Here is a 13,766-nt window from a genome sequence, read left to right as displayed (position 1 = left end):
TTTCCTCCCGAAGTTCAGAGGCCAGTGGCCCTTCACCGGGCCCGTCCGCGGCCGAAGGCTCTTCCCCGGAGACCCGGCCATCGGGCCCGCCATCGCTGCGAGAGGGAGACGACCGATGAAGAACCCGCGCGGACTGGCCGCCACGCTGGTGGGCGCCGTCGGTGCCGCCAGCCTGACGGCCGGCGCCGTCATGACGGCCCGCGGCCTGCAGGGCAGAGCGGAAGTCAGGGACGAACTGCTCCGCCAGAAGATCACTTTCCCGGAGAAGGGACTGCCCGACGGGTTCGAGGAGCACGCCGGACAGCAGGTGGAGACCGGAACGCAGGCGCGCGTGTTCGCCGACGTGATCGGCGGGAACGTGCGCCGGGCGACGAAGGGACGCACCTACTCCGAGGTCAGCGCCGAGCTGAACGCCGCCGGAGGCGAGGACGAGGCGCTCGCCGCGCTGCGTCAGACCGCGTTCATGGGCGAGACGTTGCGCGCGTCGCTGATGTCGGCCTACCAGGCATGGCAGCTGACCTCCATGTCCATCGGCCTGGGCGTGGTCCTGATGGGCACCGGAGCCGCGTTCGTCACGGTGGGCGCGGCGCTGTCCTCCCGTCCGTGACCACCTTCCCGGCGCCCGCCGGGAGGAAAGGAAGCTCAATGAGCGAACCCGCTCCCGGCGGGCCGTCGCCGGCGGAACGGCGGCGTCCCCGCCCGGTGCGTCCCGTCCGCCGCGACGTCGCCTCCGCTCCGTTCATCGTGATCTGGGAGGCGACGCGGGCCTGCCCCCTGGCCTGCCGGCACTGCCGGGCCGAGGCCAGGCCCGACCGCGATCCCGCCGAGCTGACGACCGCCGAAGCGGTCGGGCTGATGCGCCAGATCGCCGCTTTCGGCCGCCCGACCCCGCTGTTCGTCATCACCGGTGGCGACCCCTTCGAACGGCCCGACCTCTACGACCTGATCCGCCGGGCACGGGAGCTGGGCCTGTCACCGGCCGTGTCGCCTTCGGCCACACCCGCGCTCACCGCCGATGCCCTGGCCCGCCTCCGCCAGGCGGGCGCCTCGGTGATCTCGCTCAGCCTGGACGGCGCGACCGCCGCCCCGCACGACGCGTTCCGCGGGTTCGGCGGTGTGTTCGACCGCACGCTGCGAGGCTGGGAGACGGCCCGCGACGCCGGACTCAAGGTGCAGATCAACACCACGGTGACCCGGACGAACCTGACGGACCTGCCGGGCATCGCGCACCTGGTACACGAGCGCGGGGCACTGCTGTGGAGCGTGTTCTTCCTCATCCCGACCGGCCGGGGGCGTGCGCTCACCTCGCTGACCGCCGCCGAGAGCGAGGACGTGCTGAACTTCCTCTACGACGTCGGAGAGATCGTCCCGGTCAAGACCACCGAAGCGCACCACTTCCGCCGTGTCGCCCTGCAACGGCATGTGCTGGCCGAACGCGGAGACGACCACGAGGAGGTCCTCGGTCTGGGACCGCTCTACCGCGACCTGCGGCGACGGGCCCAGGACCTCGGACTGATCGGCACCGGCCGGGTCCGGCGACCGCCGATCGACGTCAACGCCGGTCGGGGTCTGGTGTTCGTGTCCCACACCGGGGAGGTCTCACCGTCCGGGTTCCTGCCCCTGTCGGCCGGTAACGTCCGCGACCGCCCGCTGCCGGAGATCTACCGGGACTCCACGGTGTTCACCTCACTGCGTGATCCCGGGCTGCTGACCGGGCGGTGCGGCGCCTGCGAGTTCCGTACGGTGTGCGGCGGCTCACGTTCCCGGGCGTTCGCCGTCACCGGTGACGTGCTGGCCGAGGAACCGTGGTGTTCCTACGAGCCCGGCAGCTTCCCCTACGCCCGGGAGCTGGCCGGTCTGCTGTGAGCCGTCCGGGCCGTCCGAGCCGTTCGAGCCGTTCGAGACGGCCGCCGGTCCGTCCGTTGTGAGTCCGCTCGGGAGGACCGGCCGTGAGCCTTCCGCGGAGCCCGCGACCATCCGGGTCGCGGGCTCCTTCCGTCCGAGGTCTGCCCGGGATCGGCCGGGGTCGATCCGAGGTCTGCCCGGGGTCCGGTCCGGCTTCTCCGCGGTGGGAGGTCAGGCGGCCCGCAGGATGCGACGGCCGGAGATCTGTTCGGCGGCGATGACGATGAAGTGGTCACGGCTTCCCGGTGCCCACGGTGTCAGCGGCAGCGCCGCCAGCCGGGCGGTCTCGGCCGGATCCTCGGCGGCGCGAGCGTGCCCCACGGCCGTGACCGACCACCCGGTGCGGGCGACGGTGTCGAAGTCGTCCACCTCGAACGCCACGATGGTCCGGCGTGTCGCGGCGGCCAGCTTGGAGCCGGCCGTCGTGCGGATCACGATGTCCTCGCCGTCGAGGTAGAAGTTGACCGGCTGGACGGCCGGCAGAGCCCGGTCGGTGAAGACGATCCGCCCGATCGGGCACGAGGCCATCAGGCGCATGCACTCCTCGCGGGAGAGCACCTGCAGGCCGGCCGAGTCGAATCTCATACCTCCAGCCTGCCAGGACACTCACCGCGGGATGTAGGGGCGAAAGTCCCGCCGTCGGCCGCCGGTGGACACCAGGACCCCTCGGCCGGTCACCGGCCGAGGGGTCCTCTGGTGGACCGTCGTCCTCAGCGGGCGGTCATCGACGGCGTCACCGAGGCGGTCGAGCGCCGCCGGGCCGTGGAGCGGACCGCGGTCACCGTCAATGCGAGGGTCAGCACCGACACTCCGGCCAGCAACGCCAGCCCCAGGCCGTAGGAGCCGAAGCGGCCGTAGACGAAGCCCATCACCAGCGGCGGGACGAATCCCCCCAGTCCGCCTGCGGCTCCCACCAGACCGGTCACCGAACCGACCTTGTCGGTCGGAGCCACCTGGGCGACGAGCGCGAAGGTGGCGCCGCTGCCGGCGCCGAGCGCCGCGGCCATGGTCAGGAACGCGACCGTGCCCAGGAACATCAGCGGCGGGGTGAACGCCTGCACGGCGGCGCAGAGGGCGACCGCGGCGAACACCGCCACCAGGACGGGGATCGACCCGATCCGGTCCGACAGCCAGCCGCCGACCGGACGCATCACGACCGCCAGGAGCACGAAACCCGCCATCCGGTTGGCGGCGTCGGCCTGCTCGAGACCGTAGGCCGACTGGAGGTAGACCGGCAGGTAGACGGAGAACGCGACGTAACCTCCGAAGGCCACCGCGTACAGGATGCAGGCCTGCCAGGTGATCGGCAGCTTCACGGCCGCCGCCAGACGGGCCCAGGTCGACTGCTTCGGCACCGTACGGCCCGGCGCGTCACGCAGGACGAGCCAGGACACCACGGCATAGACCGCCAGCATCGCGGCGGTGAGCAGGAAGGGTGTGGCCGAGTCGCCGGCCCTGACCAGCTTGACGGTGGTCAGGGCACTGATCGCGGTACCGCCCATGCCCGCCCCGAAGACGCCGATGGCCAGGCCGCGACGCTCCGGGGGGAACCAGGCGCTCACGAAGGGCACGCCTACCGCGAACACCGTTCCGCCGATGCCCAGGAAGAAACCCCCCACCAGCAGCGCCGCGAACGAGCCCTGCCCGGCCAGGCCGATGAACAGCACCGGGACGATGGTGGCGGCCGAGATCAGCGGGAACATCACCCTGCCGCCGAACCGGTCGGTGAGCGCTCCCACCGGGATCCGGCCCACCGATCCGACGATCACCGGGACCGCGACCAGCAGCGCCTGCTGGGAGGCCGACAGGCCCAGCAGCTCCTTGAAGCGCGGGCCCAGCGGGCTGAGCAGCGCCCAGGCCCAGAAGTTGACCGCGAATCCCACCGTGGCCAGCGTCAGCATCAGCGCCGGCCGTTGACGGGGGTCAGCTGGGGCTTTTCGGCCGGTTGTGTCGGTGCTCATGTTGTCCATCCTTCTCGCGCCGTTTCATGCACATGTGGCGTCGTACTGACCCCCGCCGCGCCCGTTGATGCACGGGGTCGCGGGAGCCGGGGTACAGCTCGATCGAGATGGTCGGCAGGCGACCCGCGGGGGACGGCAGGGCGGTTCGGTAAGCCGCGAACCGGTCGCGTGAACGGTCCTCAGGACGACCCATCGCCTCCGGCGTCACCCGCCAACACCACGCCTTACCGGGCAGTCCTCTCGATCGCGGCGTCCTTTCGCACTGTGTCCCTCTCATCCCAACCAAAAGCCCCGCAGCTCCGTAGGGGCCAAGGTCCTGCCGACCGGGGACCTTCTGCCCGGTCACGTCCACGATGCCCCGTCAATGCCGGAACACACGCCTCTCAGGACACAGGCCTCGGGGAGGGACGCCTCCCGGCGCGGGTCTTAGGAGATCTCGTCGTCCGGACGGCCGACCAGCCGCCCGAGAGGGACTCCCGCCAGGCGCCGCACCTCGTTGGCCATGTGCGCCTGATCGGCGTATCCACTGGCCAGGGCCACCTCGGCCGCCGCGACGCCCCGCCTGGCCAGCCGCAGTGCCAGTTGGAACCTGACCACCCGCTGCAGCGTCTTCGGCCCGTACCCGAAGGCCCGCAGCGATCGCCGCCGCAACTGCCGCTCACCGATCCCCAGATCGCGGGCGACCTCGGCGACGTTCCGCCCCGCCCGCAACGAGGCGACGACGGCCGCCGCCGAGGGGTCGGCCGCGGAGGTCACCCGCAGGCGTGCGGCCAGCGCCCGCTGCATCTCCGCGGCGACCGACTCGGAAGGCTCCGTCGCGTCGGTCCGCTCGGGCAGCCGGGTGAGCGGGGCCAACTCCGGGACCCCGTCCAGGTCGGACAGCGGGACCCGCAGGTCGCGCAGGCTCTCCACCGGCACACCGAACACCTCACCCACCCCGCCGGGCCGGAAACGGATCCCGATATAGCGGTCACCGGGCACCATCGGCACCGGTTGCGGGCCTGTGTCGGGCCCGGCCACATGCGGTCCGTACGGACCCCAGATCAGGTCGACGCAGCCGTCGGGCACGACCGGTTCCGTCGCGGACGAGACGGCCTCGTTCACCCACACGCAGGCCACCCGTGCGTTCAGCGGCGGATCCGGAGCCCATTCCCGATACACGATCTCAGCGTACGGGTGCGGTCCTCTTCTCCGGGGTGTCCGTCCGGGGGGCCTCCCCCGACACCAGGACGGCGGCCCAGTCGCCTTCCGGATCGCTGTCGACCAGCAGCGCGCGGACCAGGAGGCTGAGCGGGATGGCGAGCAGCGCGCCCAGCGGACCGAGGACGAACGCCCACAGCATGAGAGACAGCAGCGTCATCGTCGTGGACAGGCCGACCGCGTCCCCCATGAACTTCGGCTGGACCAACGACTGGACCACAAAGTTGATCACCATGTAGGAGACGATCACCAGGAGCATGGTCCGCGGACCGCTCTCCAGCAGGCCCAGCAGGGCGGGTGGGACCAGCCCCAGGACGAAACCGATGTTCGGGATGTAGTTGGTGATCAGCGCCAACACGCCCCAGAGCAGCGGGAGCGGTACGCCCAGCAGCCAGAGTGCCCCCACGTCCAGCACGGCGCAGACCAGCCCGAACACCGTCGAGACCACCAGGTAGCGTCGGGTCTTCTGGGCGAAGTTCTCCAGTGCTCCGATGAGCTTGGGCCGACGTGTCGCCCCCATCGCGAGGGCCTTGGAGAAGGTGCGCGCATCCAGGCACATGGCCAGCACCAGCACCACGATGAGGACCAGGCCGGAGAGGACGCCCAGCAGGCCGGTGGCGAACCCCTGCACGAGCTGGAAGACCTTCCCGGGGTCGAGTGTCTTGATCGCCTCGTTCATCTGCTCGGTGCCGACGCCGAGCCGGCCGGCCAGGTTCTGTACGTCGGCGACGAGCTCGGTGAACTGCGGACCGTAGGTGGGAGCCAGGGCGGCCAGCTGCGCGACCGCCAGAATCAGGATCGCCACTATGCCCAGCAGAAGGAGGAGCACGAGGACGAGCGGAACCGCGACCAGGGTCCAGCCGGGGGCACCTCGCCTGCCGAGCCAGGTCCTGACCGGGGAGACGGCCAGGACCAGCACCAGGGCCAGGAGGGCGGGGCCGACGATCGAACCGACCTCTCTGATACCCGCCAGGGTGACCACACCGCATGCGGCGCACCCCAGCACGACGAACGGCCGGGGCATCACTCTTTGGTCCGTCATGCCCCGCTCCCTACCCAGCGGAGGGGCAGGACCTTCCGCCGATTTCCCGTTGCCCGCCGGGATCGCACGCTGATTTGACGGGCGTCGGCCTCCTACATAGAGTTCACAGGCCCGCAGGGGTTGGCGGAGATCGCCAAGGCCCGCGGGAACCTCCTCTGATCTCTTCCGCATCCGGAATAGACCATGCCGGGATTCTGTTCTGAAAAGAGCTGATACTTCCGGTTGGACAAGGCGCGGATGTTGAAGTAAGTTAGAGGGGTTGCCCTGGGAACAGGGAAGTCGGCATCCTAGCGGATCCGGCGGGTGTGGGTCGAACGGTCGCAAACACGACAGTTTGACACGAACCCAGAGGAAACGGTAAGATGGTGACACGGAATGGAATGCCCCGGAGGATCGGTCCGCACGGATCGGGTTCCCCGGTGAACGCGTCCGTTTCTTGAGAACTCAACAGTGTGTTAAAAGCCAGTGCATGAAGCACAACCCCGTCCGACTTGCCGGTCTGTGGCCGGTGGGGGGATGGGATTCCTTTGGTTGATGTTCCCTCGTGTCCGCCGGGCCGTTTCGGTCCCGGGGGGTGACGGGGGGCTTTCAGCCGGGAGAACTCGAAGACATTGTTTGGAGAGTTTGATCCTGGCTCAGGACGAACGCTGGCGGCGTGCTTAACACATGCAAGTCGAGCGGAAAGGCCCTTCGGGGTACTCGAGCGGCGAACGGGTGAGTAACACGTGAGTAACCTGCCCCTGACTCTGGGATAAGCCCGGGAAACTGGGTCTAATACCGGATATGACACGTTCCTGCATGGGATGCGTGTGGAAAGTTGTTTCGGTTGGGGATGGACTCGCGGCCTATCAGCTTGTTGGTGGGGTAACGGCCTACCAAGGCGACGACGGGTAGCCGGCCTGAGAGGGCGACCGGCCACACTGGGACTGAGACACGGCCCAGACTCCTACGGGAGGCAGCAGTGGGGAATATTGCGCAATGGGCGGAAGCCTGACGCAGCGACGCCGCGTGGGGGATGACGGCCTTCGGGTTGTAAACCTCTTTCAGCAGGGACGAAGGTGACGTGTACCTGCAGAAGAAGCGCCGGCTAACTACGTGCCAGCAGCCGCGGTAATACGTAGGGCGCAAGCGTTGTCCGGAATTATTGGGCGTAAAGAGCTCGTAGGTGGCTTGTCGCGTCGGGTGTGAAAGCTTGGGGCTTAACTCCAGGTCTGCATTCGATACGGGCTGGCTAGAGGTAGGCAGGGGAGAACGGAATTCCTGGTGTAGCGGTGAAATGCGCAGATATCAGGAGGAACACCGGTGGCGAAGGCGGTTCTCTGGGCCTTACCTGACGCTGAGGAGCGAAAGCGTGGGGAGCGAACAGGATTAGATACCCTGGTAGTCCACGCCGTAAACGTTGGGCGCTAGGTGTGGGGGCCTTCCACGGTTTCCGCGCCGTAGCTAACGCATTAAGCGCCCCGCCTGGGGAGTACGGCCGCAAGGCTAAAACTCAAAGGAATTGACGGGGGCCCGCACAAGCGGCGGAGCATGTTGCTTAATTCGACGCAACGCGAAGAACCTTACCAAGGCTTGACATCGCCCGGAAAGCTCTGGAGACAGAGCCCTCTTCGGACCGGGTGACAGGTGGTGCATGGCTGTCGTCAGCTCGTGTCGTGAGATGTTGGGTTAAGTCCCGCAACGAGCGCAACCCTTGTTCCATGTTGCCAGCACGCTCCTTCGGGGGTGGTGGGGACTCATGGGAGACTGCCGGGGTCAACTCGGAGGAAGGTGGGGATGACGTCAAGTCATCATGCCCCTTATGTCTTGGGCTGCAAACATGCTACAATGGCCGGTACAGAGGGTTGCGATGCCGTGAGGCGGAGCGAATCCCTAAAAGCCGGTCTCAGTTCGGATTGGGGTCTGCAACTCGACCCCATGAAGTCGGAGTCGCTAGTAATCGCAGATCAGCAACGCTGCGGTGAATACGTTCCCGGGCCTTGTACACACCGCCCGTCACGTCACGAAAGTCGGCAACACCCGAAGCCCGTGGCCCAACCAGCTTGCTGGGGGGAGCGGTCGAAGGTGGGGCTGGCGATTGGGACGAAGTCGTAACAAGGTAGCCGTACCGGAAGGTGCGGCTGGATCACCTCCTTTCTAAGGAGCAGTCGGCTCGCGTGGTTCCACCTCTTGGGGTGGGGGCGCGGGTTCATGTCGTGTCTGCAGGCGCGTGTCCTGCACACGGCGCGCTCATTAGTGGAGCACTGGCTAGTCGGTTCAGCGGGGTCGCTGGCCGGTCAGTACCGCCCGTGGGGTCATCGTCGTGATGGGTCTGTGGGAGGGGGAACGCCGTGTCGGGGCCGGGCTGGGGCGAACACACTGTTGGGTCCTGAGGGAACGGACACTCAGGGCGGATCGGTCGGTCGTCGTTGGATGGCCGGGGGTTCGCTCGTCTGTTTCGCCTCGTGTACAGGGCCGGATCGCTTGTCTCGGGTTGTCGGGGTGGGTGGGTGCGGTGGCTGTTTGTTGTTTGAGATTTGCATAGTGGACGCGAGCATCTTTGTGGCCAAGTTTTTTAGGGCACACGGTGGATGCCTTGGCATCAGGAGCCGATGAAGGACGTGGGAGGCTGCGTTAAGCCCCGGGGAGTCGCCAACCAGACGGTGATCCGGGGATGTCCGAATGGGGAAACCCAGCACCAGTCATGTGGTGTTGCCTCCGCCTGAATGTATAGGGCGGTTGGTGGTAACGCGGGGAAGTGAAACATCTCAGTACCCGTAGGAAGAGAAAACAAATAGTGATTCCGTGAGTAGTGGTGAGCGAAAGCGGAAGAGGCTAAACCGTGCACGTGTGAGAGCCGGCGGGCGTTGCGTGTGCGGGGTTGTGGGACTCTCCGACGGTCTCTGCCGGGACTGTGAGAAGTGATAAACCTCTGTGATAGTCGAAAGCTCTGGGAAGGGCTGCCGTAGACCGTGAGAGCCGGGTAGGCGAAATCGTGGGGGCTTCTGGAGGGGATCCCAAGTAGCACGGGGCCCGAGAAATCCTGTGTGAATCTGCCAGGACCACCTGGTAAGCCTAAATACTCCCTGATGACCGATAGTGCACGAGTACCGTGAGGGAAAGGTGAAAAGTGCCCCGGTGAGGGGTCGTGAAATAGTACCTGAAACCGTGTGCCTACAAGCCGTAGGAGCGTAGTCCTCTTCGGAGGGCTGTGATGTGACTGCGTGCCTTTTGAAGAATGAGCCTGCGAGTTATGGTGTGTGGCGAGGTTAACCCGTGTGGGGGAGCCGTAGCGAAAGCGAGTCTGAAGAGGGCGTTTGAGTCGCATGCTGTAGACCCGAAGCGGAGTGATCTAGGCATGGGCAGGTTGAAGCGCGGGTAAGACCGCGTGGAGGACCGAACCCACCAGGGTTGAAAACCTGGGGGATGACCTGTGTTTAGGGGTGAAAGGCCAATCAAACTCCGTGATAGCTGGTTCTCCCCGAAATGCATTTAGGTGCAGCGTCGCGTGTTTCTTGCCGGAGGTAGAGCACTGGATGGCCGATGGGCCCGACAAGGTTACTGACGTCAGCCAAACTCCGAATGCCGGTAAGTGAGAGCGTGGCAGTGAGACTGCGGGGGATAAGCTCCGTAGTCGAGAGGGAAACAGCCCAGATCACCGACTAAGGCCCCTAAGCGTGTGCTAAGTGGGAAAGGATGTGGAGTCGCAGTGACAACCAGGAGGTTGGCTTAGAAGCAGCCACCCTTGAAAGAGTGCGTAATAGCTCACTGGTCAAGTGATTCTGCGCCGACAATGTAGCGGGGCTCAAGTACACCGCCGAAGTCGTGGCATTAGCGTATGGACTCGAGCCTTTGTGGTTGAGAGACGCTGATGGGTAGGGGAGCGTCGTGCGGCCGGCGAAGCAGCGGGGTGACCCAGTTGTGGAGGCCGTGTGAGTGAGAATGCAGGCATGAGTAGCGAATCAGAAGTGAGAAACTTCTGCGCCGGATGACCAAGGGTTCCTGGGGCAGGCTAATCCGCCCAGGGTAAGTCGGGACCTAAGGCGAGGCCGACAGGCGTAGTCGATGGACAACGGGTTGATATTCCCGTACCCGCTGTGATGCGCCCATACTGAATCCAGTGATACTAAGGGTCCTTAAGCCCTTCGGACCTTCGGGTCTGGGGTGAGGCTGAACGCCTGGCCTGATCTGGTAGTAGGTAAACGATGGGGTGACGCAGGAAGGTAGCCCAGCCCAGGCGATGGTTGTTCCTGGGGTAAGCATGTAGGGAGGACCGTAGGCAAATCCGCGGTCCGCGTATCCTGAGATGTGATGCCGAGCCGATTGTGGCGAAGTGGGTGATCCTATGCTGCCGAGAAAAGCCTCTAGTGAGTGTCGCGGCGGCCCGTACCCGAAACCGACTCAGGTGGTCAGGTAGAGAATACTAAGGCGATCGGGTGAACTGTGGTTAAGGAACTCGGCAAATTGCCCCCGTAACTTCGGGAGAAGGGGGGCCTTCGCTGGTGATGGACCGTGCGTCCGGAGCTGGTGGGGGTCGCAGAGGCCAGGGGGAAGCGACTGTTTACTAAAAACACAGGTCCGTGCGAAGTCGTAAGACGATGTATACGGACTGACGCCTGCCCGGTGCTGGAACGTTAAGGGGACCGCTTAGCCAGGCTTGCCTGGCGACGGTGAGAACTTAAGCGCCAGTAAACGGCGGTGGTAACTATAACCATCCTAAGGTAGCGAAATTCCTTGTCGGGTAAGTTCCGACCTGCACGAATGGCGTAACGACTTCCCCGCTGTCTCAACCGCAGACCCGGTGAAATTGCACTACGAGTAAAGATGCTCGTTACGCGCAGCAGGACGGAAAGACCCCGGGACCTTCACTACAGCTTGACATTGGCGTTTGGAGCGTCTTGTGTAGGATAGGTGGGAGACGGTGAAGCTCGGACGCTAGTTCGGGTGGAGTCATTGGTGAAATACCACTCTGGTCGTTTTGAACGTCTAACCTCGGTCCGTGATCCGGATCAGGGACAGTGTCTGGTGGGTAGTTTAACTGGGGCGGTTGCCTCCTAAAGGGTAACGGAGGCGCCCAAAGGTTCCCTCAGCCTGGTTGGCAATCAGGTGTCGAGTGTAAGTGCACAAGGGAGCTTGACTGTGAGACCGACGGGTCGAGCAGGAGCGAAAGCTGGGACTAGTGATCCGGCGGTGGCATGTGGAAGCGCCGTCGCTCAACGGCTAAAAGGTACCCCGGGGATAACAGGCTGATCTTCCCCAAGAGTCCATATCGACGGGATGGTTTGGCACCTCGATGTCGGCTCGTCGCATCCTGGGGCTGGAGTAGGTCCCAAGGGTTGGGCTGTTCGCCCATTAAAGCGGTACGCGAGCTGGGTTTAGAACGTCGCGAGACAGTTCGGTCCCTATCCGCTGCGCGCGCAGGAGACTTGAAAGGAGCTGTCCCTAGTACGAGAGGACCGGGACGGACGAACCTCTGGTGTGCCAGTTGTTCCGCCAGGAGCACGGCTGGTTGGCTACGTTCGGAAGGGATAACCGCTGAAAGCATCTAAGCGGGAAGCTCGCCTTGAGATGAGGTCTCCCACCCTGTGAGGGGGTAAGGCTCCCGGGAGATGACCGGGTTGATAGGCCGGAGGTGGAAGCGCAGTAATGTGTGGAGCTGACCGGTACTAATAGGCCGAGGACTTGACCATGAAGCAGTCTTGTTGTGCTCGCGTCCACTAGGCAATTCTGAGGCAGCAACCGGTGGGTTGTGTGTTTCATAGGGTTACGGCGGTTATGGCGAAGGGGAAACACCCGGTTACATTCCGAACCCGGAAGTTAAGCTCTTCAGCGCCGATGGTACTGCACCGGGGACGGTGTGGGAGAGTAGGTCGCCGCCGGACAATCGTTGTGAGGGGGAGGGGTCTGTCCCGTGAGGGGACGGGCTCCTCCCCCTCATTTTTTTTCGTGCGCGTGTGCGTGTGCGTGTGCGTGTGCGGGGGGCCGGCCGGGATGGTGGGGGGCTCTTCTTTTTTGGTTGTATGGGGTTCCGGGGGGTTTGCGGGCCCCTTCTTTTTTTGTGTGTCGGGGGGTCCGGGGGCGGGCCCCCCCTTTTTTTGTGCGGGTGCGGGTGCGGGGGCCCGGAGGTGCGGGCCTGGTGGTGGGCGGCCGGGGCTTTGCGGGCCCCCTTTTTTTGTTCTGCGGGCTCCTTTTTTGTGTCGGCCTGGGGGGCTCTTCTGTTGTCGGGGGTGCGGGCGACGCCGCGGGGCGGGCCTGGCGCGTGCGTGCGCGGGGGCGGGTCCTGTTGCGCGTTCTGCGGGTGCGGAAGGCGGTACAGGGCCCTTTCTCGTGTGAGGGGGAAAGAGTGCGCAGGGCCCTTTGCGCGTATGCAGTATGCAGGGAGCCACCAACCGGGCGTCTTGGCATGCTGCCCGCCGCGGGCAATCAAGTGGGCTGATTCCGGCCTCGCCCGGCCTGGCGATGGGCACGGATTAGTTTGTGTCGACGCGACCGGCAGCGGATAAGTTACGGTGAACATGCTGGTTCATACAGTGAACATGCCGATTTCGAGGGAGAATCGCTGTGCGTGATGCCGCGCTGGACCTTCTGGCGGAGTGCCGCCGCAGTTACCAGACCGTGGTTGATCAGGCCGATGTCCGCATGCTGCGTGCCGAGACCGTGCAGCTCATGGGGGTGCTGGCCGACCCCGCGCATTGAAGCGCCGCCGATGTCGCCGCATTCCGCCTTGAGCGCGTCGAAGCTTTCCTGGGGGATCTGGAAGAGCTGGCCGCCGAGCTGACCATGCTCGGCGAGTTGCTCGTGCTGGCCGAGGACGATGCCCTGGTCGCCGAGTGCCATGCTGCGGCGGAGGCGCTGGCCGCCCGCCTCGGCAGCGTTCGCGAACAGGTGCCTCTTCACCACGGTGAACGCGAGGCCATCGTGGTCGTCGGGTGGGATTCGGAGAAGGCCCAGGGCTGGGCGGAGACGTTGGGGGGTGAGTACCTCTGGCGGGCCGAGCGCGATGGGCGAAGGGTGCAGACCTACAACTGGCGTATCGACTGGTTCGGCCCGAACGCCGTGGTGATGCGGGTCTGCGGGGCCGGGGCCTTCGAGTGGCTGGCCGCCGAAACCGGTACGCATCGCCGTGACTACGGGGAGGGCTGGCCGACGCTGGAAGCCTGGGTCGAGGTGCTTCCCGTAGCCGTGTCCTACGACTTCATACATGTTCCGGACGATGAGGTCCGGGCTGAGGACTTTCCGCAGACCTGGGGTTGCGGTGCCCGGCTTCCCGACTGGGATCGCTCGGTGCGGCTCACCCATCTGCCCACGGGGCTGGTGGCGTTCTGCGAGGGGCAGGGGTCGACGAGACGCAACCGGGACGGTGCGATGACCCTGTTGCGAGCGCTTCTGCTCCGTCATCGCCAAACAACCGGCGATCCGTCGGACGAGAGCCGCGCGGAGGCTCCCCACGCCGATGGGGCACACTCCTGACCGCTGTCGTCCAGACGATAGTTTCCCCTCTGTCCCGGAGAGCAGGTCTGACAGTCTTATCTACCGCCGGCCAGGGCCAGGGCCTCTGCCGACGGTGAAAGACGTTCGGCGGGGTTACCCCGCCGAACGTCTCGCCGGGGCCTCTCGCCGCAGTAACCGATCGCTGCGTTGCCGAGAGTCCCTGGAAGATCACTGTGTTGCCGAGGACC

General features: G+C 65.6%; 8 protein-coding genes and 3 rRNA genes. 6 read left to right on the top strand and 5 right to left on the bottom strand.

Going from position 1 to position 13,766, the window contains the following annotated elements; genetic code table 11:
• The first annotated feature begins 115 nt into the window (after positions 1-115).
• Complete coding sequence (locus F4562_RS09815; RefSeq protein ID WP_184539401.1) at positions 116-607, top strand: hypothetical protein; 492 nt, start codon at positions 116-118, stop codon at positions 605-607.
• A gap of 38 nt (positions 608-645) precedes the next feature.
• The gene (locus F4562_RS09810) at positions 646-1,866 is read left to right on the top strand and encodes a TIGR04053 family radical SAM/SPASM domain-containing protein (protein ID WP_184539403.1); all 1,221 of its coding nucleotides are present in this window, start codon (positions 646-648) and stop codon (positions 1,864-1,866) included.
• 210 nt (positions 1,867-2,076) lie between these two features.
• Here the strand turns inward: F4562_RS09810 and F4562_RS09805 are convergent, their stop codons facing one another.
• The 4 genes from F4562_RS09805 to F4562_RS09790 form a co-directional block, all read right to left on the bottom strand.
• Entirely contained in the window at positions 2,077-2,490 is a 414-nt protein-coding gene (locus F4562_RS09805) for a pyridoxamine 5'-phosphate oxidase family protein (RefSeq protein WP_184539405.1), read from the bottom strand.
• Positions 2,491-2,615: 125 nt separating this feature from the next.
• Complete coding sequence (locus F4562_RS09800) at positions 2,616-3,866, bottom strand: nitrate/nitrite transporter (protein ID WP_221206175.1); 1,251 nt, start codon at positions 3,864-3,866, stop codon at positions 2,616-2,618.
• Between the two features lie 426 nt (positions 3,867-4,292).
• The gene (locus tag F4562_RS09795) at positions 4,293-5,027 is read right to left on the bottom strand and encodes a DUF6597 domain-containing transcriptional factor (protein ID WP_311733867.1); all 735 of its coding nucleotides are present in this window, start codon (positions 5,025-5,027) and stop codon (positions 4,293-4,295) included.
• Positions 5,028-5,031: 4 nt separating this feature from the next.
• Positions 5,032-6,108, bottom strand: coding sequence for an AI-2E family transporter (locus F4562_RS09790; protein ID WP_184539409.1), 1,077 nt, complete (start codon positions 6,106-6,108; stop codon positions 5,032-5,034).
• A gap of 612 nt (positions 6,109-6,720) precedes the next feature.
• On the opposite strand from F4562_RS09790, the gene F4562_RS09785 reads away from it, so the two are divergent.
• The 3 genes from F4562_RS09785 (at position 6,721) to rrf (ending at position 11,969) form a co-directional block, all read left to right on the top strand.
• Positions 6,721-8,244, top strand: a 16S ribosomal RNA gene (locus tag F4562_RS09785).
• Positions 8,245-8,651: 407 nt separating this feature from the next.
• Positions 8,652-11,777: ribosomal RNA gene (locus tag F4562_RS09780) — 23S ribosomal RNA — on the top strand.
• A 75-nt stretch (positions 11,778-11,852) separates the two neighbouring features.
• Positions 11,853-11,969 (top strand): 5S ribosomal RNA (gene rrf, locus F4562_RS09775).
• Together the 16S, 23S and 5S rRNA genes form the textbook arrangement of a ribosomal RNA operon.
• Positions 11,970-12,591: 622 nt before the next feature.
• On the opposite strand, the gene F4562_RS09770 is transcribed toward rrf, so the two are convergent.
• Positions 12,592-12,924, bottom strand: a complete 333-nt coding sequence (locus tag F4562_RS09770) for a hypothetical protein (RefSeq protein ID WP_184548872.1) — start codon at positions 12,922-12,924, stop codon at positions 12,592-12,594.
• Between F4562_RS09770 and F4562_RS09765 the strand changes: the two genes are divergently transcribed.
• Positions 12,886-13,557, top strand: coding sequence for a hypothetical protein (locus F4562_RS09765; RefSeq protein ID WP_312872203.1), 672 nt, complete (start codon positions 12,886-12,888; stop codon positions 13,555-13,557). The two genes, F4562_RS09770 and F4562_RS09765, sit on opposite strands and share 39 nt — an antisense overlap.
• The last annotated feature ends 209 nt before the right edge of the window (positions 13,558-13,766 follow it).

The organism is Streptosporangium becharense, assembly GCF_014204985.1.
Taxonomy (GTDB): Bacteria; Actinomycetota; Actinomycetes; order Streptosporangiales; family Streptosporangiaceae; genus Streptosporangium; species Streptosporangium becharense.
This window is presented reverse-complemented; position numbering and strand designations above follow the sequence as displayed.

Coding starts and splice junctions, on each gene's coding strand:
- F4562_RS09815 (WP_184539401.1), top strand. CDS start 116: ATGAAGAACCCGCGCGGACTGGCCGCCACGCTGGTGGGCGCCGTCGGT.
- F4562_RS09800 (WP_221206175.1), bottom strand. CDS start 3,866: ATGAGCACCGACACAACCGGCCGAAAAGCCCCAGCTGACCCCCGTCAA.
- F4562_RS09805 (WP_184539405.1), bottom strand. CDS start 2,490: ATGAGATTCGACTCGGCCGGCCTGCAGGTGCTCTCCCGCGAGGAGTGC.
- F4562_RS09770 (WP_184548872.1), bottom strand. CDS start 12,924: ATGGCACTCGGCGACCAGGGCATCGTCCTCGGCCAGCACGAGCAACTC.
- F4562_RS09790 (WP_184539409.1), bottom strand. CDS start 6,108: ATGACGGACCAAAGAGTGATGCCCCGGCCGTTCGTCGTGCTGGGGTGC.
- F4562_RS09810 (WP_184539403.1), top strand. CDS start 646: ATGAGCGAACCCGCTCCCGGCGGGCCGTCGCCGGCGGAACGGCGGCGT.